Origin of the sequence: Phyllobacterium sp. (assembly GCF_037994425.1) — a bacterium.
Taxonomy (GTDB): Bacteria; Pseudomonadota; Alphaproteobacteria; order Rhizobiales; family Rhizobiaceae; genus Phyllobacterium.
Map to the genome: position 1 here is coordinate 23,909 of NZ_JBBNAM010000341.1, position 20,263 is coordinate 44,171.

The 20,263-nt window shown below is 59.3% G+C and carries 21 protein-coding genes and 1 pseudogene; 9 read left to right on the top strand and 13 right to left on the bottom strand.

Translation table 11 applies throughout. The features are described 5' to 3' along the window. Positions 1–16: 16 nt before the first annotated feature. Positions 17–669 (bottom strand): annotated as a pseudogene (locus AAAB35_RS22510) (fumarylacetoacetate hydrolase family protein). Positions 670–808: 139 nt separating this feature from the next. Here AAAB35_RS22510 and AAAB35_RS22515 point away from each other — a divergent pair. Both AAAB35_RS22515 and AAAB35_RS22520 read left to right on the top strand, forming a co-directional pair. After that, positions 809–2,104, top strand: coding sequence for a glucoamylase family protein (locus AAAB35_RS22515; RefSeq protein ID WP_340670501.1), 1,296 nt, complete (start codon positions 809–811; stop codon positions 2,102–2,104). 95 nt (positions 2,105–2,199) lie between these two features. Beyond that, the gene (locus AAAB35_RS22520) at positions 2,200–3,108 is read left to right on the top strand and encodes a diacylglycerol kinase family protein (protein ID WP_340670503.1); all 909 of its coding nucleotides are present in this window, start codon (positions 2,200–2,202) and stop codon (positions 3,106–3,108) included. A 46-nt stretch (positions 3,109–3,154) separates the two neighbouring features. Here AAAB35_RS22520 and AAAB35_RS22525 read toward each other — a convergent pair whose 3' ends face one another. The 8 genes from AAAB35_RS22525 to AAAB35_RS22560 form a co-directional block, all read right to left on the bottom strand. After that, positions 3,155–3,595: a hypothetical protein gene (locus tag AAAB35_RS22525; RefSeq protein ID WP_340670504.1), complete on the bottom strand. Its 441-nt coding sequence runs from the start codon at positions 3,593–3,595 to the stop codon at positions 3,155–3,157. Between the two features lie 69 nt (positions 3,596–3,664). Beyond that, entirely contained in the window at positions 3,665–4,564 is a 900-nt protein-coding gene (locus AAAB35_RS22530) for an alpha/beta hydrolase (protein ID WP_340670521.1), read from the bottom strand. Between the two features lie 36 nt (positions 4,565–4,600). Further along, entirely contained in the window at positions 4,601–6,220 is a 1,620-nt protein-coding gene (locus AAAB35_RS22535) for a molybdopterin-binding/glycosyltransferase family 2 protein (RefSeq protein ID WP_340670505.1), read from the bottom strand. Beyond that, positions 6,217–6,930: an XdhC family protein gene (locus AAAB35_RS22540; RefSeq protein ID WP_340670506.1), complete on the bottom strand. Its 714-nt coding sequence runs from the start codon at positions 6,928–6,930 to the stop codon at positions 6,217–6,219. Before AAAB35_RS22540 ends, AAAB35_RS22535 begins: the two co-directional genes overlap by 4 nt. Before the next feature lie 2 nt (positions 6,931–6,932). After that, a complete protein-coding gene (locus AAAB35_RS22545) occupies positions 6,933–7,265 on the bottom strand; it encodes an XdhC family protein (RefSeq protein WP_340670507.1) in 333 nt (110 codons plus the stop codon). 20 nt (positions 7,266–7,285) lie between these two features. Further along, a complete protein-coding gene (locus AAAB35_RS22550; protein ID WP_340670508.1) occupies positions 7,286–8,551 on the bottom strand; it encodes a VWA domain-containing protein in 1,266 nt (421 codons plus the stop codon). 1 nt (position 8,552) lies between these two features. After that, positions 8,553–9,500 carry a MoxR family ATPase gene (locus tag AAAB35_RS22555; RefSeq protein WP_340670509.1) on the bottom strand — a complete coding sequence of 316 codons (948 nt, stop codon included), beginning with the start codon at positions 9,498–9,500 and terminating at the stop codon, positions 8,553–8,555. A 7-nt stretch (positions 9,501–9,507) separates the two neighbouring features. After that, on the bottom strand, positions 9,508–9,963 hold the full coding sequence (locus tag AAAB35_RS22560; protein WP_340670522.1) for a flavin reductase: 456 nt from the start codon (positions 9,961–9,963) through the stop codon (positions 9,508–9,510). Between the two features lie 225 nt (positions 9,964–10,188). On the opposite strand from AAAB35_RS22560, the gene AAAB35_RS22565 reads away from it, so the two are divergent. The 5 genes from AAAB35_RS22565 to purB all read left to right on the top strand — a co-directional run bounded on the left by AAAB35_RS22565 (position 10,189) and on the right by purB (position 15,142). Continuing rightward, complete coding sequence (locus tag AAAB35_RS22565; protein ID WP_340670510.1) at positions 10,189–11,271, top strand: branched-chain amino acid ABC transporter substrate-binding protein; 1,083 nt, start codon at positions 10,189–10,191, stop codon at positions 11,269–11,271. After that, entirely contained in the window at positions 11,268–12,281 is a 1,014-nt protein-coding gene (locus tag AAAB35_RS22570; RefSeq protein WP_340670511.1) for a P1 family peptidase, read from the top strand. The genes AAAB35_RS22565 and AAAB35_RS22570 overlap by 4 nt, the downstream gene beginning before the upstream one ends. A 70-nt stretch (positions 12,282–12,351) precedes the next feature. Beyond that, on the top strand, positions 12,352–13,017 hold the full coding sequence (gene rpe / locus AAAB35_RS22575) for a ribulose-phosphate 3-epimerase (RefSeq protein WP_340670512.1): 666 nt from the start codon (positions 12,352–12,354) through the stop codon (positions 13,015–13,017). After that, positions 13,014–13,748: a DUF2259 domain-containing protein gene (locus AAAB35_RS22580; protein WP_340670513.1), complete on the top strand. Its 735-nt coding sequence runs from the start codon at positions 13,014–13,016 to the stop codon at positions 13,746–13,748. Before rpe ends, AAAB35_RS22580 begins: the two co-directional genes overlap by 4 nt. 89 nt (positions 13,749–13,837) lie before the next feature. Continuing rightward, positions 13,838–15,142: an adenylosuccinate lyase gene (gene purB, locus AAAB35_RS22585; RefSeq protein ID WP_340670514.1), complete on the top strand. Its 1,305-nt coding sequence runs from the start codon at positions 13,838–13,840 to the stop codon at positions 15,140–15,142. A 59-nt stretch (positions 15,143–15,201) separates the two neighbouring features. Here purB and AAAB35_RS22590 read toward each other — a convergent pair whose 3' ends face one another. Continuing rightward, positions 15,202–16,014, bottom strand: coding sequence for a VOC family protein (locus AAAB35_RS22590; RefSeq protein WP_340670523.1), 813 nt, complete (start codon positions 16,012–16,014; stop codon positions 15,202–15,204). A 224-nt stretch (positions 16,015–16,238) separates the two neighbouring features. Further along, positions 16,239–17,222: an NAD(P)-dependent oxidoreductase gene (locus AAAB35_RS22595; protein WP_340670515.1), complete on the bottom strand. Its 984-nt coding sequence runs from the start codon at positions 17,220–17,222 to the stop codon at positions 16,239–16,241. A gap of 148 nt (positions 17,223–17,370) precedes the next feature. On the opposite strand from AAAB35_RS22595, the gene AAAB35_RS22600 reads away from it, so the two are divergent. Continuing rightward, on the top strand, positions 17,371–17,919 hold the full coding sequence (locus AAAB35_RS22600; protein ID WP_340670516.1) for an alpha/beta hydrolase: 549 nt from the start codon (positions 17,371–17,373) through the stop codon (positions 17,917–17,919). On the opposite strand, the gene AAAB35_RS22605 is transcribed toward AAAB35_RS22600, so the two are convergent. Next, positions 17,920–18,684, bottom strand: a complete 765-nt coding sequence (locus AAAB35_RS22605; RefSeq protein ID WP_340670517.1) for an aldolase/citrate lyase family protein — start codon at positions 18,682–18,684, stop codon at positions 17,920–17,922. 121 nt (positions 18,685–18,805) lie between these two features. Further along, a complete protein-coding gene (locus AAAB35_RS22610) occupies positions 18,806–19,123 on the bottom strand; it encodes a DUF1476 domain-containing protein (RefSeq protein ID WP_340670518.1) in 318 nt (105 codons plus the stop codon). 314 nt (positions 19,124–19,437) lie between these two features. Between AAAB35_RS22610 and purC the strand changes: the two genes are divergently transcribed. Continuing rightward, positions 19,438–20,202 carry a phosphoribosylaminoimidazolesuccinocarboxamide synthase gene (purC, locus tag AAAB35_RS22615; protein ID WP_027231626.1) on the top strand — a complete coding sequence of 255 codons (765 nt, stop codon included), beginning with the start codon at positions 19,438–19,440 and terminating at the stop codon, positions 20,200–20,202. Positions 20,203–20,263: the final 61 nt, after the last annotated feature.

Genomic DNA, 20,263 nt, shown 5'->3' on the forward strand with positions numbered 1-20,263 from the left:
CGGATTGCAATCCGCCTCAAACCACGCGTAGCTGAATTTCGCCGATTCCGTCGACACCACCATGCATTTCATCGCCGCGCTGGACCGCGCCAACGCCCGCTGGCGTGCCAGTGAAGATGAGGTCTCCGGGTTGTAGCGTGAACAGCGTGGATAGGTAGGAAATCGTCTCCGGAACCCTTCCAGATCATTTGACTGAGATCCTCCACGCTGGCGTTCGGTTCCGTTGATCTTGAGCCATATGGCTCCGCTCGCCGGATGGCCAATCGCGGCCGCTGGCACAATCGCGGAGCAGGGTGCTGACGCTTCGAATGCCTTGCCAACTTCCCATGGGCGACCGAGCTTCTTCGCCTCCCCCTGCAAGTCGCGCCTAGTCATATCGAGGCCGACAGCATAACCGTACACATGGTCGAGTGCATAATCGGTGCTGATGTCAGAACCGCCCTTTGCCAGCGCCACGACCAGCTCCATTTCGAAATGGACATCCTTCGTTGCGCTCGGGTAAGGAAAATCATGCCCTTCCGTCAGCAGGCTATCGGGGTTCTTCTGGAAAAAGAATGGCGGCTCGCGGTTGGGATCGTGTCCCATTTCGATGGCGTGGTCGGCATAATTGCGCCCCACACAATAGATGCGATGGACCGGGAACAGCTTGTCCACCCCGGCCACTGGCAATGCAGATTGCGGAAGCGGGTCAAAAACAAAACGGTCCTGCTGCTTCCTGGTTTTCGCTGGTACATCTTCTCACGCGGTACCAAGCGTAATATAGATTCGAGACGTCCGCCCGATGCAACCCGGCATATGCAGCGGCATAATGCCCTTGGCAAGGATCTCGCTGCACCTGATGGACCTTCGACTTGACCAGCCCAGCGGGTTTCATGCCGACGACAGTGACGAAACCCTCCTCGATTGGGTGCAGCGTGCAACCTTCCGCTATTTCTGGGAAGGTGCCCATCCGTACAGCGGCCTTGCCCGCGACAGGTCTGGCCGGACAGCCGATCCCAAAAATGACCTCGTTTCAGTCGGCGGCTCCGGTTTCGCATTCATGGCGATCATCGTCGCCATGGAACGCGGCTGGATCACACGCAACGATGCGATCGCCCGCATTGGCGCAATGTTGTCGACCCTCGAATGCGCGACACGATACCAGGGTGTTTATCCGCATTTTATCAACGGACGGGACGGCTCCACGGTCCCTTTCTCCCGTCTGGACGATGGCGGTGATCTCGTTGAAACGTCTCTGCTGTTTCAGGGGCTCATATGCGTTCGGCAATATTTGGCATCGGTTCGCTCTGCCGATGCCGGCATCAGCGCGCGGATTGACCGACTCTGGCGCACGGTCGATTGGAGCGGGCACGTCAAGCCCGGAACAAATGTGCTCTACTGGCATCACAGCCCGAAACATGGCTGGGCGCGCAACCTGCCGATCCGCGGCTGGAACGAAGCGCTAATCACCTATGTTCTCGCCGCCGCCTCCCCTGATTTCGGCATCGAACCCCACATCTACCACGAAGGCTTTGCCGCCAATGGCGCTTTCGTCAACGGGCGGGACTATAACGGGATAACGTTGCCTCTCGGCCCGGACCATGGCGGTCCGCTGTTCTTTGCCCATTACTCGTTCTGCGGGCTCGACCCGCGCGGGCTCAAGGATCGCTACGCCGATTATTGGCAACAAAACTGCAATCATTCGCGCATCAACTACCTGCACAGCATGCAGAAGACGCGCTCAGGCGACTGTTGGGGGCTGACCTCGAGCCATGCTCCGAAAGGCTACGCCGTCAGTTCGCCGGCGTCCGATACGGGGCTGATCGCGCCGGCCGCCGCGCTGAGCAGCCTGCCTTACACGCCGGACGAGTCGATGCGTGCCCTGCGCCATTTCATGTCATTGCCGCGGGGCAGGATTGCCGGACGTTTCGGCTTTGTGGACGCCTTCGCGCCGGCTCGCAATTGGTATGCCCGAACCTACCTAGCGATCAACCAGGGTCCCATTGTCGCGATGATCGAGAACCATCGCAGCGGCCTTCTCTGGGAGCTCTTCATGAGCGCACCAGAAATCACGGACGGGCTGCGCAAGCTCGGCTTTGCAAGCCCGAAGGTCCTACCAAAGTAGAGGAACCAAAAGGCCGCTGAGGGATTGTTTTTAACGGGGCAATTGATCATCTTCCGCTCACTTCGCTGCGTTTCTCCGCTGAACAAGGATCAGACATGAAAGTCCACGCCGTTTTCAACCGCGATGGCGGCACGTTTCGGACGATGGACATGGACGCGTTCGCAGCAGCGGCAAAATCAACGTTCGAAGCCCACGGGCATACGTTTGAAAGCGAGATTATCGCGGGCAAGAAGCTCATGAAAACGCTCGAACGCGTCTGCGCCGAGCCGGGCGATCACGTCCTGATGGCCGGCGGCGGCGACGGGACCATTTCGGCAGCGGCCGACTTTGCGTGGAAATCGCAGATTCCGCTCGCCGTGCTTCCCGCTGGAACAATGAACCTTTTCGCGCGGGCGCTCAAAATTCCCCTGGACCTCAACGCTGCCCTTGAAAGCCTCGCCAACGGCACAATCGAGGCCGTCGATATTTCCACGGCCAATGAAGAAAGCTTCGTCCACCAGTTTTCCATCGGCTTTCAGCCGCAGATGATCCAGGTACGCAATACGCTGGAATATCGCTCCCGTTGGGGAAAACGGCTTGCCAGCATGCGTGCCTTTGCCAAGGCCATGGGGCGTCCGCCGAAATTCCTCGTTCGCATGGTGGTCAACGGAACGACCATCGAGCGTACTGTTTCGGCCATCTCTGTTGCCAACAACGCGTATGGCCATGGTGTCTTGCCGGTACCGGAAGTCGTGAACCGCGGCGAGCTCGGCGTCTATATTGCCGGTCGGCTTACGCCATGGGCCCTTCTGAAGCTTGCTTTCACGGTCCTGACCGGATCCTGGCGCAGCAATCCGGACGTGGACGAAGTGCTTGCGAAACAGGTGGAGTTGCACTTTCCGCATTTGCGGCGCGGTGCAAAGGCTACGATCGACGGCGAACTGATCGCCCTGCCGCGTGATGTCAGGATTGCCGTCCACGCCGGCGAACTCAAAGTGCTTGCGCCACAACGCCCTGAGAAATGAAAACAGCGCGGCATGCCGCGCTGTTCGAACGTTCAAGAAACCATGCTTAGCCGCTGGTTTTCTTTGTCTTTTTCGCAGGCTCCGGCTCGGCGGGCGTTGCCGATGGGTCGGTGGCCTTGCGTGCGGCCGCTTCGTCGGCGGCAGCCTGGTCGGCACTCTTGGGCATTGTATCGACGACCGAGCGCACCTTGCCCTTATCGGTCACTGTGCACATCGCATCTCGCAGATCGGCCTTCAGGCGAACCTGGTTCACACCACCGCCGATCGGTTCAGCTTCAACTGCCTTGATATTGCTTTCGGAGAGGAAATATTTGGTGGCAGCTGCAGAAATGCAGGGCTCGGCGAGAGCGGAATCCACAGGGGGGCGAACCGGCGCGAAAGTCGGGATCATCGGAACCAGCGGGGGCTGACCGGTGGTGGAGCATGCTGCCAGGGGAATTAGAACTGCCAAGGGGGCAATTCGGCTCAGGATTTCAGGCAGGCGCATGGGTCTCTCCGCAAAGTCTCATCGCAGTGTTGGATATAGGCCGGAAACTATTCGCTTTTCGTCATTTGTCTAGTGGCACAACTGCCACAATGGGACTTTATTGCCACAACCCAAAACAGCTCGCGGCGTGACTGACAACATCCAGTTCAAGGCACTTCTCCAGTCCGTCATGCGGATGGGCGTCCCATGGTTGCCGCTCTCGAAGCGTGCAAAGCGCACGGGATAGCCTTTGGCCGAACCGCGGATTTGCTGGTAAAAGGCTTCCTGTTTATCGATGGCAAACACCGGGTCGCGGCTGCCGTGACCGAAAAAGACCGGTATGCGCCGCTTGAACGCTGGGGATCCGACGAAGTGATCGTCCCATAACGATCCGAGAATGATCAATCCTGAGATATCCTCAGCTGTCTTCGAATCCTTTGCCAGGCGCCAGCACAACATTCCTCCCATGGAACCGCACGCGACGAACACCTTCGCCCGCGGCGCTTGTGCCTTGAAATGAGAGATCAGGCCGGCAATCTGAGCCTCACCCTTGTCGCCGAAATCGGTGAAGTCGGGCGTAAGATATAGCCCGCCGTTGCGGTCCATGAGGTTTTTGAGGCGATTGAAATTGCCACCGAAGGTAAAATCATTCATGCCCTGCTGGCGATTGCCCCCCTGACCGTGCAGGTAAATCGTGATGATGGCGGGGTGCTCCAGATTACCGGCAGCCATGACTTTGACCGGACCGACCTCCGTCGTGACCACGAGGTCTTTTTGCGATCGCTTCGGCTGCAGGGAAACATAGTTCTGTTTAACCCGCCGTTCCGGCACCGCGTCGCGGCCATTGATGTCGCGCATCTCGTTGTAGCCGACCACCACATAGTCGCCGCCGTCTGCAGTCCTCAAAATTTCCGGATAGCCAAAAAGATCATCCTTGTAGGGGTCCAACTGTAGCGCTGAAGCGGGCGGTATCAGGCACAGAAAAGCCAGCGCAGCAAATAATAGAGGTCTCAGCAAGGGTTGATCCTATACGTTCGGTACGGCGAGCGTGCCGCCGGCGCGATTGAGCATATCGGGCGTATCGACATCAATAGCCGCCGCTTCGCCGAGTTCAACATCGATCAATGGAAAATCCCCTCGCTCGATTAAATGGCGGGCGCCGACATCGCCGGCGAGCGTGAACACTTCGTCAAACAACTGGCGGGGCAGCAGCACCGGATTGCCTCGCTTTCCATTAAAGGTCGCCCGTACAATGGATTGGGCGCCGGCCTCCCTGAAGCGTGTGATCATCGTATCAATGTGAGCGCTCGAGAGCGCCGGCATATCGGCAAGCAGCATCATCACGCCATCCGCCGATGCGGGGACATGCTTTATCGCGGTTTGCAGCGAGGAAGCGAGGCCACTTGCGTAGTCCCGGTTGATGGCAATGACAACGTTCAGACCTTCAAGGGCTGCACTGCATTCCTGCGCCATATGACCGAGGACGACAATGACCTGATGGCCGCCAGCCCTGATTGCCGTGAGGGTGGAGCGTCGTATCAGTGACGTTCCGCCGAATGTGGCAAGCAGTTTGTTGGAGCCGTTCATGCGCGTCGATTGCCCGGCTGCCAGCACGGCGATCGCAACATCAGAGCGTGACGAGGACGGCCGCGGATCGCGCGGTTGCGGTCGCGACGGAATCTCCATCAGTAGGCCTCCTACTCCCATGCCGATCACATCTTTCGGTTTGACGGGTACGCCCGCCATAAGCCGGTCGAGCACCCAATCGAAGCCATTTTCCTTGGGGCTGCGGGCGCAGCCCGGCGCGCCGATGACCGGCTTGCCATCAAGTTCGCCAAGCACCAGCAGGTTTCCCGGATCAACCGGCATGCCGAGGTGATGCACGATACCTCCGGCCTTCCTGATGGCCGCGGGTACAACATCGCCTGCGTCGACAACCGCCGACGCGCCGAAAGCAATGACGATATCATTCGATCCATGAAGTTCGCGTATGGCTTCGGCGAGCGCGTTTTCCGAGTGAGCCATACGCCGCTCGGCCGTCACCTCCCCGTGATTACCCGCGACGCGCGCTTCGATCACACGCCGCGTCTTGTCGAGGACATTCGCCTTCACCGACGGCAGTGTGGTCTGGGCAAGGCCGATACGTGCGCCGGCAAATTCGTGAACGCCAAGGGCCGTGCGCCCCCTCGCAAGTGACGCGATCCGGCCCACGATTTCCACCGGGATCGCGAAAGGAATGATCTTGATCGTGGCGACCATCTGCCCCGGTTCAACACGCTCGAACGGTTCCAAGGTGGCGATCGTTGCCGCCGGATCGACGGCATTGATGGCGTTGACGAGAGCGGCATCGACGCGAAAAAGCCCCGGCTTCTCCGCATAGCAATTGACCCGTCCCGTTGACGCTGCTCCTGCTCTAACGTTGAACATCTCCAGCGCTTTGGTGATTTGATCTGCAGCGGCATTCTCCTCGATATCACCGCTCTCCAGCCGGGCGGCGATGACATGGGTCAGCCCGGCGGACTGCAACTGCACGATATCGCCTGGCGACAGCACATGCCCCTTCTTCAGCTTGAGAGCACCTGCATGCGTCGAATGAGCGAGGATTGTCCCAATCGCATCCTCAAGCCGTGTTTCACCAAATATCATGCGGTTCGGTCCAGTTCGTGCGAGGGTAGCAGCTCCCGCGCATGGAATGTCTTGATGACATCGGCAAGTACTGCAACTGCAATCTCGGCAGGACTGGAGGCGCCAATATCAAGACCTATAGGGGCCCTTATCCGACTGATTTGTTCCTCCCCAAGGCCTAGCGCCAAAAGGCGCTCTATCCGCTTGGCATGGGTCTTGCGGCTGCCAAGGGCGCCCACGTAGAAGCAATTGGACGTCAAAGCCGCCGCAAGCGCGGAATCGTCGATTTTCGGATCATGGGTGACAGCTGCGAGAGCCGTATAAGGGTCGAGCGGCCGCGCTTCCAGGACGTCCTGCGGCCATTCCGCGTGCAGCGTCACGTCCGGAAAACGCTCCTCCGTCGCAAATGCGGTGCGCGGGTCGACAATTTCCATATCGTATCCGGCAATCCTTGCCATAGGAGCCAGAGCCTGGCTGATATGCACCGCGCCGATGACGACGAGGCGTGGCGGCGGCAGATGCACATTCAGGAAGAACGAACGTCCGTCGACCTCGGCAATTCCGGATTTTCCAGACAGGAACGCCGTGCGAACCGCTTCACCGAGCACACCGGCGACCGGATCGCCCTGCCGGATGACCCGGTCCCTTCCATCAACCATGTCGGTCAGGAGGATGGCCGCGCGACGCGCATGACGCTCCTCATTCAGCTTCTTGAGGCAATAGGGGTCCACGATCAGCCAAGCCGCTCTACATAAACTCTTATGCGCCCACCACACGAAAGCCCGACCTGCCAGGCGGTCTCGTCGGCGACGCCGAATTCCAACATGCGGGACGTGCCGCTCTCAATTACGTCCATTGCCTCGGCAATCACCGCGCCTTCAACGCAGCCGCCCGAAACCGAGCCCTCGAAATTACCGGACCGGTCGATCACCAGATGGCTGCCGACGGGTCTTGGAGCCGAGCCCCATGTCTCGATTACGGTTGCGATCGCGACGTCCCGACCATCCGACATCCATTCCTGCGCCGTCGTCAGCGGATCAAGTGCCTGTTGTTTGGAACCTTGCATCGTCATGCCCTCCAGCATGCTCAATATGGGTGCGTACCCGGCGCATGGGAAGGGCCTTCCCGCTTCAACCACCGCTTCGGATCATCATTCCTGTCGCGCGGCCCGCCGAGCGCCTTGCACAGGTCATCCAGCGCCTCAAGGTTGTGAACGGCGCGGAAGTCATCGACATGGGGCAGCATCGCCCTGACGCCGCGCGCACGCGGTTCAAAACCTTCGAACCGCAGTAGGGGGTTGAGCCAGATCAGACGCCTGCAAGATTTCGACAGCCGCTCCATCTCCATTTCGAGTTCACTCGTCTCCTCGCGCTCGAGCCCATCGCTGATGAGCAGAACTACCGCGCCCTGTGTGAGGACGCGACGCGACCACTGCCGGTTGAATTCGTGCAGGGTCTCACCAATACGCGTGCCGCCCGACCAGTCCTTCACTACGTCGGTACAGCGCGCGATGGCATCGTCGGGGTCCCTGTACCGCAGCGGCCGCGTGATATTGCTGAGACGCGTTCCAAATACGAAGCAATGGACGCGGCGCCGCCTCGCCATGATCGCGTGCATGAAGTGCAGAAAAATACGCGTGTATTGGCTCATCGAGCCGGAAATATCGGCAAGAACGACAAGCGGCGGGTGCACGAACCTGCGCGAACGGAACTTTGGCAAAATCAGGTCGCCTCCCATACGCAGGCTTGCCCGCATCATTGCCCGAGGATCGACGCGCAATCCATGCGGATCGCTGCGAAACCGCCTGGTTTTGACCTCATCGAGCGGCAAAGTGAGTTCGCTCATGGCGCGGCGCGCCTCGCTGAGTTCGGCGGCGCTCATCTGGGCAAAATCCTTTGTACGCAGGACCTCCTTGCCGGAAAACGTGAAGCGGGCGTCGACATCGATTTCCGGTGGCCTTTGGCCCGGCTCCGGCTGCCGGCTGCTCTTGAGCAATGCCTCCGCCACCCGCCCTTCTGCTGCCCTTGCCCGTTCACGGTCCTGCGCCATCGCAACCGGCGAGAACATCGCCAGCATCTTTTCGATCAATTCCCGCGAGCGCCAGTAAAGGCGGAATGCTTCGTCGAACGTCGCGTGGTCTTCGCGTCGCGTCACGAGAACGCTGTGCAGCGTCCAGTAAAAATCATCGCGCGACCCTATGCCACCAATCAGAACAGCCTGGATGGCGTCCTGAACGGATGCGGGACCGACGCGTAAGCTGGCCTTGCGCAGGGTGCGAGCGAAGTAGACGATGTTATCCGCGAGGTGACTGCCCGAACCCGCCTGATGCGGTAATGGTTCGAACGCCGCCATGTCAGACGGCATTCAAGCTGGCGGCCGATTGGCGCATCTCCGCCTTTACTTCATCGAGAATGCGTCGCCCCTCGCCGCCAGCGATCCGTGCAATGTCGTCCTGATATTTCAGGAGCACGCCAATCGTGTCCGACACGGATTCAGGATCGAGAGCGAGCTTGTCCATCTCGGTAAGGGCGCCGGCCCAGTCGATGGTTTCTGCAACACCAGGCAGCTTGAATAGATCAATCTCCCGCAGTTTCTGGACGTAGCGAACAATCTCGTCGGAAAGGCGCTCATTGGCCGATGGCACCTTGCGACGGACGATTTCAAGTTCGCGCGCGGCCGACGGATAATCCACCCAGTGGTAGAGGCAGCGCCGCTTGAGCGCGTCATGAATTTCGCGCGTACGGTTGGTCGTGATGATAACCAGCGGCGGTTCGCTTGCCCGAATTGTGCCAAGCTCGGGGATTGTCACCTGGTAGTCCGACAAGACTTCGAGTAGGAAAGCCTCGAACGCTTCGTCAGTTCGGTCCAGTTCATCGATCAGGAATATTGGCGCCTTGCCGGCCTCACCCGAAAGCGCCTGGAGGACAGGCCGCCGGATCAGGAACTTCTCGGAGAACACATTTCGTTCGATCGAGTGCTTGTCGACGATGCCACTGGCCTCGTCGAGGCGGATTTCGATCATCTGGGCCGCATAGTTCCACTCATAGACGGCTGAGGAGACGTCCAGGCCTTCGTAGCACTGCAACCGGATCAAGGGTCTGGCGAGCGTCGTGGCAAGCACCTTGGCAATCTCTGTCTTGCCGACCCCGGCCTCGCCCTCGAGAAACAGCGGCCGCTTCATGCGCAAACTCAGGAACAGCACGGTCGCTAGCGCCCGGTCAGCAACGTACCCACCGGATTCGAGCAGGGCCAGCGTGGCCTCGATCGATTGCGGCAGGGACGAAACGGCTTGCTTGCCCATGCTGATGCTAGTCCCCGGCAGCGTGATAGGAGCGGTTGAGATATATCAGTGACCTTGCTGGGTCGCCCATATTGAGGGCCGTCACTTTGCCATAGATCACATAGTGGGTTGCTACCTCGTGCGTCGCAATGATGCGGCAGTCGAAGCTAGCCAGGGCGTCCACGAGAACCGGCGCACCGGTCTGCAACGTTTGCCAGCGGCCGAGCGCGAACCTGTCACGCTGCGCCAGGTCCCCCTTGCCGGAAAAAACCTCGGAAAGCGCCTGCTGGCCAAGGGACAGGGTGTTCAACGCAAACACCTGGTTCTCGATGAAAAGGTGATTGAGATCATGCTGCCGATTGAGGCAGACAAGCATGGTTGCGGGATTGTCGGAAACGGAGCAAACGGCCGAAACAGTTACGCCGCGACGTCCCGCCGGACCATCGGTCGTGATGATGTGCACGGCTTCCGCGAAATGGCTCATGGCATTGCGGAATGCGAGCGGCTCTATCTTCTGATCCTTGGCTATTAGCAAGCTTTCAATTCCGTATCTGCAGCATCAGTATCGCAACAATCGCCGCAACCAAAGAGTGCCCGCAAATTTTTGTTCGATCCCTTTATTATATAGACCCCAATTGCGCGGAATGAAGGAAACAGTTACCGAAAACATGTAACTGGTTACCACGCAACAGGAAACGGCCCTCTCCCGATGAATCGCTTGCTATGCGCCGCAACATTCGGCCTTGGCCTTATGGTCACGAGTGTCGCACATGCAGAAGACAGGATTGGCGTTATTGCGCCGCTTTCCGGTCCTTTTGCGCGCCTCGGCATGCAAGTGGTCGATGGCAGCACGGTCGCGGTGAAAACCGCCGCAAACGGCCAGGCCATATCGATTATCACGGCTGACGACAAATGTGACGCGGCTGGCGGCGAGGCAGCGGCCAAGCAAATGGTACAAGCCAATGTAATGATCGTCGTCGGCTTTCTTTGCGCTGAATCCCTGGAAGCGGCGCTGCCAATCCTCAACCAGAAGGGAATTCCTGTCATAACTCCCGGCGTGCGCTCGCGGACGCTGACCGAAAGGCGAGCCGAGCAGCCCTTTGCGGTATTCAGGCTGGCGCCATCCGATCAGAACGAGGTAACTGAAACTGGCGACATTCTCGCTGAGCTATGGCATTCCACACCCTTCGCCATCATCGATGACGGCACGATCTTCGGCCGCGAACTCGCATCTGGCGTGCGAGCACGTCTTGAGGAAAAGGGCCTGAAGCCGGTCTTCGCCGACACGTACCGCCCCGGCCTCGATAACCAGAATGCCCTTGTCGGGCGGCTGAAGCGTGCCGGAGCCACGCAGATCTTCGTTGGCGGTGAACGCGACGACGTCGCCGCGATCGGGCGCAGCGCCACCGCCCTCGCCTATCCACTCGTTATTGTAAGCGGCGAGGCTCTCGGCGAGGTCGGCAATGGCAGCGACCTTGCGGTTGGAACGTTGATGATCGCCCCGCGCGAAGCTGAGAAGCTCGACAGCGCCCGTAACGCCAAAAATGCCGTCGAACTCGCCGGCAAGGTTCCGGAGGGCTACGTCATAACGGCCTACGCCGCTACCGAGATCGCCTTGCAGGCACTTGCGGCCGCACAATCGCAGGCGGGTTCGCTTAGCGAGCTTCTGCATAGGAACGCCTTCGAGACCGCACTAGGGTTGATCCAGTTCGATCCTTTGGGCGAGCGGATCGCCGATACCTACCGGGTGCAGAAATTCGACGGAAACCAATTCGTCCTGGAGGCGAAATGATGGCAGTCGTGAAGACAGGACCACGCAACCTCATCACCGATGTGGAGGGACTCAGCGTTGGCAATGCGACCGATGAAACGGTCAAGTCGGGCACAACCGTGATCCTCTGTGATGCCCCGGCAACCGCTGCCGTCCAGATTCTAGGTGGCGCGCCCGGAACGCGCGAGACGGACCTGCTCGAACCGCACAATACGGTCGAAACGATCAATGCGCTGGTGCTATCGGGTGGCTCGGCATTCGGCCTTGATGCTGCGTCGGGTGTTCAGTCGGCATTGCGCGAAAAGGCGATTGGCTTCGAAGTCGGAGGCCACCGTATTCCCATCGTCCCGGCAGCCATTCTGTTCGACATGCTCAATGGTGGCGACAAGGATTGGGGGCGCTTCCCGCCTTATCGCGAACTCGGCTATGCCGCTGTCCAGTCCGCATCACGCAGCTTCACGCTTGGAACCATCGGCGCGGGCTCTGGCGCAACAGTTGCCGGGTTGAAGGGCGGGCTCGGCTCGGCCTCATCTGTTCTGGCAACCGGCGCAACTATTGGCGCCCTCGTCGCGGTCAACGCGCTTGGATCGGTAACGGTTGGACGAAGCAGGCATTTCTGGGCTGCACCCTTTGAGATCGGCGGCGAGTTTGGCGGGCATGGCCTGCCGCATCCGCTTCCAGCCGATGCCAGTGAGATCAGAACAAAATTCAACGAAGCTGCCGCCAATGCGAACACGACCATCGGCGTCATCGCGACCGACCTTGTGCTGACCAAGGGACAGGCGAAGCGCCTGGCGATCGCCGCGCATGACGGCTTTGCCCGTGCCATCTGGCCATCACATACGCCCTTTGATGGCGATCTCGTTTTCGCGCTCGCAACGGGCGCGAGCGGCAGGGCGCCGGAAGTTGGCGAATTCATCGACCTTTGCGCCACTGCCGCTTCGACTATGGCGCGCGCGATCGCCCGCGGCGTCCACGCGGCAACGCCGGCCGAGAACGATCCCTTCCCGGTGTGGACGTCGCTGACCTGAACGGTTTCGATTGTGCCTTGCAGACGCGCATGGTAACGGCGCGCAGAACTTTTTTTCCGGAGACCCGAACATGAGCCGTCCGCTCGTCATTGCCCCATCCATTCTCGCTTCGGATTTTTCCAAGCTTGGTGCAGAAGTAACGACCGTCCTCGACGCGGGCGCAGACTGGGTCCACATCGACGTGATGGACGGACATTTCGTTCCGAACATCACATTCGGTCCGGAGGTGGTAAAAGCAATCCGCCCGCTGACCGATGCCGTATTCGATACGCATTTGATGATCGCGCCGTGCGATCCCTATCTCGAAGCCTTCGCCAAGGCGGGCTCGGATATCCTGACCGTTCATGCCGAAGCCGGGCCTCATTTGCATCGTTCACTGCAGACGATCCGCGCCCTTGGCAAGAAGGCAGGCGTCGCGCTGAACCCCGGCACGCCGGAATCGGCCATCGAGTACGTATTGAACGATATCGATCTGATCCTGGTGATGACAGTCAATCCCGGCTTCGGCGGCCAGAAGTTCATCCAAGAGACACTGGAAAAGATACGGAAAATCAAGGCGATGATCGGCGACCGGCCTATCGACCTCGAAGTCGATGGGGGTATTACCGCCGAGACCGCGGCGCTGGCCACAGCGGCCGGCGCAAATGCCTTGGTTGCAGGTTCCTCGGTATTCAAGGGTGCATCGTACCGCGCCAATATCGACTCGATCCGTAGCGCCTGCGTGAAAAGCGCGTGAGCCCGTATCGCCGCCTTGCCTTTGGTTTGCTGCTCGCCGCCTGTCCGCTGGCGACTGCGCATGCGGGCGACGCAGCGAAGCTCAACATCCTCGGCTTCTCGAAGGACGGCAGCATCTTCGCGTTCGAGGAGTACGGCATTCAGGATGGCTCCGGCTTTCCCTACGCCAACCGCTTCTACATCGAGACCGCAACGGACAAGTTCCTGCCGAAGACACCGGTTCGAGTCCGATTGGACGACGAGCATTCGTCACTCGAAGAGGCGCGCGACAAGGCAGCGCGGGATGCGCAGGGCGTGACATCGCTGACCGATCTCGAGTTGCAGGCGAACTTGGGAAATACAGTCGCCTCCAATCCGGTGACAGAGCTTTCGGCGGATCCGTTCAAGGTGAAAGTCAATCCAAGGCCGATTTTTCCGGCACTTGATCCAGTACTCACCTTTACGCTGGAGGAAGTCGCCGCTCCGGCGAGCGAGACGTGCCAAAATATCGCTGAGATCAAAGGGTTTCGCTTGACGCTTACCGAAGACAAGCCAGAGGCCAAGCAGGAGCTTTTGCACGCCGATGAAAGTGTGCCAACGAGCCGCGGCTGCCCATTGGGTTACAGCATCGGCGCCGTTCAGACATTTTATCCCCAAGGCGCGAAACCTGTCGTCGCCATCCTCGTCGCCATACGCGCCTTCGGCTTCGAGGGTCCCGATCACCGCTGGCTCGCAGTCACAACCCGCCGATAGGCGAGCGACGATGAAAACCTGCGTTGAGAGATTGGCCGAGGTCTGATAGACCGCACTCAACTTTCAATTCTTCGCCGACAGGAAGACATATGATCCCGCGCTACTCGCGGCCCGAAATGGTCGCCATCTGGTCCCCGGAAACAAAATTCCGAATCTGGTTCGAAATCGAAGCCCATGCCTGCGACGCCCTCGCCGAACTCGGCGTCATCCCGAAGGAAGCGGCGAAAACTATTTGGGAAAAAGGTGGCAAGGCGACTTTTGACATCGACCGCATCGACGAGATCGAGCGCGAAACCAAGCATGATGTCATCGCTTTCCTTACCCACCTTGCCGAGATCGTCGGTCCCGACGCGCGCTTCGTACATCAGGGCATGACTTCGTCCGACGTGCTCGATACCTGCTTCAATGTGCAGCTGATGCGCGCGAGCGACATTCTCCTGGCCGACCTCGACAAGCTTCTGGCCGCACTGAAGACGCGCGCCTTCGAGCACAAGGACACCGTCACCATCGGCCGCAGCCACGGCATCCACGCCGAGCCCACGACCTTCGGTGTCAAGCTTGCCCAGGCATATGCAGAGTTCGAACGTTGCCGCAGCCGCCTCGTCGCTGCACGCGCGGAGATTGCGACCTGCGCCATTTCCGGCGCAGTCGGGACCTTCGCCAACATCGATCCGCGCGTGGAAGAACATGTCGCCAAGGCATTGGGAATGCAGCCGGAACCGGTTTCGACGCAGGTCATCCCCCGTGATCGCCACGCGATGTACTTTGCAACCCTGGGTGTCATCGCCTCGTCCATCGAACGCCTGTCCGTCGAAATCCGCCATCTCCAGCGCACCGAAGTTCTCGAAGCCGAGGAATATTTCTCGCCGGGCCAGAAAGGCTCTTCGGCGATGCCGCACAAGCGCAATCCTGTGCTTACCGAGAATATGACGGGTCTCGCCCGCATGGTCCGCGCTTTCGCGCTTCCGGCAATGGAGAATGTCGCGCTTTGGCACGAACGCGATATTTCGCACTCCTCGGTCGAACGCATGATTGGCCCGGACGCGACGATTACCCTTGATTTCGCCCTGGCGCGCCTTACCGGCGTTGTCGAAAAGCTTCTGGTGTACCCGGACAACATGCTGAAAAACATGAACAAGTTCCGTGGCCTTATCCACTCGCAGCGCGTGCTTCTTGCCCTCACCCAAGCTGGCGTTTCGCGCGAGGATTCCTATAGGCTCGTGCAACGAAACGCGATGAAGGTGTGGGAACAGGGCAAGGACTTCCTCGAGGAACTGCTTGCCGATGCGGATGTGCGTGCTGCGTTATCGGAGGAAACGATCCGCGAGAAATTTGACCTCGGCTATCACACCAAGCATGTCGACACGATCTTCAGGCGCGTGTTCGGGAACTGACACAAGAAGCAAGTCAACGCTCGGCCGCTGAACTGCGAAGCCGAGCGTCGAGTGATCCGTCAGCCGCGTTTCGCAGGAACGATACGGATGACATTGCCCCAGGGATCGACGATTTCGCGTTCGTCACTGGCGTTCACAGAGCTGAACTCGGCCCAAGCGAGGCCGGAACGGTCATTGTCGCGCTGGCCGGCGCCGCGGCTCTGCCAGGAATTGGCTGCGACGTGGTGGTGGTAGCCGCCCGTCGACATGAATACGGCGCTGCCGCCGAAGCCTGCCACGGTCTCTAGTCCAAGTTCATCGTGCCACCAGGCCTCCGCATCCTTGGCGTTGCCGACACGCAGGTGCAGATGACCCACCATGGTCCCGTCGGGAGCCGCCAGCCATGGGGACTCGCTGCCGGGTTCTGCAATCAGGCTTCCAACATTCAGCGCCTCGGTGCCCATCGCTACTGACGAGCCATTCCACTTCCAGGTTTCGTGCGGACGATCCGCATATATTTCGATGCCGTTACCTTCAGGATCGGTCAGATAGATCGCCTCGCTGACGAGGTGGTCCGACGCGCCGACGATTGGCGTGCGTCGCTCAATGGCCCGCTTCGCCCAGCGGCCGAGATCGGAACGGACCGGCAGTAGAAAGGCCGTGTGGTAGAGCCCGGCACTGTGCGGGTCGTCGGCGCGGATGGCATTTGCCTGCTCGATCTCGAGCAAAGGCGTCTCTCCTGCGCCGAGAATGACGGATTGTCCCTTGCGCGCGATCTCCCGCAACCCGACCACATCCTCATAGTATTTTGCCAGTGTGTCGGCGTCCTTGGCCTTGATGCCAACCTTCGACACATGTGTCGGTGCCGTCGCTGCAAAGGATATCTTTTCCATTTTTGTCTCCGCGCGGGCATTTGCCGCTGTTGCAACGAAAGCGATTGACCCACCGACCATCTCCCGGCGTGTGATCGCCATGCTGCCCTCGTACAGATAGAATTCGTTGCCCATAACGTCGGCTTTATCTACATCAGATACAAGCGGGAACCAGCGAACAGCTTGTTCACAAATCGTAAACCGATTGGCGGGGATTGTTTACCGATAAACCAACACCCAAGGGGTTACTCTACTGGGTAAGGCCCGTCGTCAAAGCGTTCGGCATGATATCCCTTCGAACCGATAAGTCGGGCCAGCGGGCTACGCATATCCTCGCCCTGCGCCAGCCGTCCGATCAGGTAGCCAAAATCGTAGCGCGGCTTCCAGCCGAGGTCACGGCGGGCTTTCTCATTGACGTAGACCCGATCGACCCCGTCCAGCATTTTCCACCCGAGCCGTGCATACACCGCTTCGTAGTCCGGCACATGCCGGCGAACTGCTCGCGAAGCGTCGACGCGCAAATCCGCAAGGTCATCGCGCGTGAATGGGCTCGTCGCGCTGATGATATATCGGCCGAAGCCGAGCTCGGGAGCTCTTTCGGCCGCGAGCAAATGGGCATCCACGATGTCCTGGATCTCCACGCGGCGATAGAGGAACTCGTTGAGCTTCTGGTTGGCGTCGGCAAATCCCGCGCGAACGGCCTTGTTGTCGTCCTCTTCCGGAAAGAAACGCGATGTCCGCAGAACAATGGTTGGCAATCCCTGGTTGCGCTGGAACAACTGGCAAAGATCTTCGGCTGCGGCCTTGGTCACCCCGTAGATGTTTTTCGGTATCGGCCTGACGTCCTCGGTGATCCAGGCCGCAGGTGTGCCTGGCGGTGGTATCAGGGCATCGCCGAACACACTGGTCGTGCTCGTATAAATGAAAGCGCTGGCGCCGGTCGTGACCGCTTCTTCCAAGAGGTTGAGGGTGCCCGTGATGTTCGTATCGACAAATCCCTGGCGCGTATGGGTTCCTACATGCGGCTTGTGCAGCGTCGCGGCATGAAAAATAGTCTTAACGCCATTCATTGCGCGCCGCACAATCTCACGATCCGTTATCGAACCGACGTGGGTCGTAAATGGACCCGGATTGATGTCGAAACCTCGGGCGTTGCGCCCTTTGTCGCGCAATACGCGCATCAGGGCCTCGCCGAGATGGCCCGAGCTTCCGGTAACGAGAACTGTCACGCACGCCTCCCTGATGGAATCGCGCAAATGCTAGCACCGGCACAGCCCCAAGTTGAAGCCAGACATCGATCGCTCCTGACATTTTGCCCGCGCATGGTAGAATCCCGCCAATGTTGCGATCCCAAACCGATTCTTCTAAAGACGGCGCATGAAAGTCAAAGACGTCGATATCCTCATTGTTCCCGGTTACACCAATTCCGGCCCCGATCACTGGCAGACCCGCTGGGAGGCCAAGCTTTCCACGGCGCGCCGCGTCGAACAGGCGGAGTGGACGAAACCGGTGCGCGAGGATTGGGTGGCCGAGGTGGTAAAGGCCATCAATGCGGCGACGAAGCCTGTGGTCATCGTCGCCCATTCGCTCGGCGTTCCCACCTTCGTCCATGCCCTTCCCGCGATCGGCGACAAAGTGAAGGGCGCCTTTCTGGTCACTCCGCCAGACGTTTCCAACCCGAAGGTCAGGCCGAAGCACCTGATGACGTTCGGTCCCTACCCGCGCGAGCCTTTCAAGTTTCCTTCCGTTGTCGTTGCCAGCCGCAATGATCATTATTGCAGCTACGAGGTGGCTGAGGATCTTGCAGCGGCCTGGGGTTCACTGTTCATCGATGCTGGCGACTCGGGCCATCTTAATGCCGAATCCGGCCATGGCCCGTGGCCGGAGGGGTCCATGGTATTTGCGCAGTTCCTGTCGAGACTTTAGTCAAGCTTTCAATCCATCAAGGATGCTTTGGACGCCGAGCGTGAGATATGCCGTATCGACCGCCAATGCGAGGTAGGTGTAACCCAGCCCGCTGAACCGATTGGCCATCTCAGCATTGGCAGCATAGATTGCGGCGAATTTGCCTGCTTCTTTTGTCTTGGCGGCAATGCGCGTCAACGGCTCGACGATCGCATCAGAACCTGCATTGACCTCGGCGCCCTTGCTCCAGGCAATCGAAAAATCCGAGGGGCCGACGAAAACGCCATCGATGCCTTCGACACCGAGAATTTCGTCCAGTATGTCATAGGCCGCAATGGTCTCGATCATGGCGAAGGCCAAGGTCGACGCGTTCACCTCCCGCAGATATTCGCCCGAGCCGCCAGTCCCATAGTTTGCAGGACGCCCGCGCAGTTGCCCCCACGAGCGCTCGCCCATCGGCGGGTATTTCATAGCGGCGGCAAAAAGTCTTGCATCCTCGACACTGTTGATCATCGGTGCGACCACGGCGTCCACGCCGATATCGAGGGCGCGGCTTGCCATATCGAAGCGTCCGACCGGGATACGCACCAAGGCGTGTTTCTGGCTTGCGCGCAGGATGCCAGTGAGCGCGACGACGCTCGCCGTGTCATGTGCGCCGTGCTGCATGTCGAGAAGCACCGCGTCGAGCGGCGTTCGGCACAGCGCTTCCATGACCAGTGGATCGGTCACGCTCGACCAGCCAGAATAGATTGTTTCCCCTGCCCTGAGACGCGACGCAAATGACATGATTCTGATCCTTCTCCGATTTCAGGCCGGAGTATGGGAAACGCCGCCATGGCGGGTCAAGCAGGAGCATCACAAAAAAGCCCGGCGCAGGGCCGGGCTTTTTGTGATCGTCCCGTTCGTATCAGGAAGCTTCGATCTGGCGGATCGCCTCGACCATCAGCTCTTCCATGGTGCGTCGAATGCGGTGGTCGGACGTATCGAGCCCCGCCGCGTCGAAATCGGCGCGAATCTTGCGGAAAACGTCATCATCGCCGGCTTCCTGGAAATCCGCCTTGATGACTTCCTTCACGTAGGCATCGGCCTCTTCCCCGGTCTTGCCGAGCTTTTCTGCCGCCCAGTGGCCAAGAAGCTTATTGCGGCGGGCTTCAGCCCTGAAACGCACTTCTGCGTCATGCGCATACTTGTTTTCAAAGGCGTTTTTGCGATCTTCCATTGTCATACTTATCTGCTCCCGCAAAATGATCGGTTGGTTCGGTGCTTAGATTACATCCGGGCCTTGGGCGTTTTTCAGGCAGTTCCCCAATGCTTTCGCTTCTGGGTTCATATAGCCGTTCCACGCAAAATCAAAAGTCCGAAATGAACCGGGCCGATCAATTTGTCGTACATCCTGCATGGAATACCTATATTCCACAAATCAGCGCACCAGCACAAAGGATCATTGTAGAATGCTTGCTTTTACGATAGTTAGCGCGCCAACATGATGGCGCTGCTAAGAACCGGGGCCGACCGATAACTCCAATACCGAGATTCGCAATGAACCGTCGCCGCCGTGTCTACGAAGGCAAAGCCAAAATCCTTTATGAAGGACCAGAGCCAGGCACACTCGTCCAGCACTTCAAAGACGATACCACCGTGCTGCATCCCAAGAAATCGGAAGTGATCGACGGCAAGGGCGTCCTCAACAACCGCATTTCCGAATATATCTTCAGCCAGCTCAACCGCATGGGCATTCCGACGCATTTCATCCGCCGGCTCAACATGCGCGAGCAACTGATCAAGGAAGTCGAGATCATTCCGCTGCAGGTCGTGGTACGCAATATTGCTGCCGGCTCGCTGGCAAAGCGCCTCGGGATCGAGGAAGGCACTGTCCTACCCCGGTCGATCATCGAGTTCTATTACAAGAACGATGAACTTGACGATCCGATGGTCTCGGAAGAACACATTACCGCCTTCGGCTGGGCTGCGCCCCAGGAAATCGACGACATCATGGCGCTTGCCATCCGCGTCAACGATTTCCTGAGCGGCCTCTTTCTCGGGGTCGGCATCCAGCTCGTCGACTTCAAGATTGAATGCGGCCGCCTCTACGAAGGCGATCTCATGCGCATCGTTCTTGCCGATGAGTTCTCTCCGGATTCGGCGCGGCTCTGGGACAGCCAGACCGCGGAGAAGCTCGACAAGGATCGTTTCCGCCGTGATATGGGCGGGCTTATCGAAGCCTACCAGGAAGTCGCCCGCCGCCTCGGCATCATGAATGAAAACGAACCGACCCGCCCGGCCGGGCCGGTTCTGGTCAAATGAATTGCAGTCGAATCAGCTCGGAGAAGACAAGTCGATGAAGGCACGTGTCACTGTAACCTTG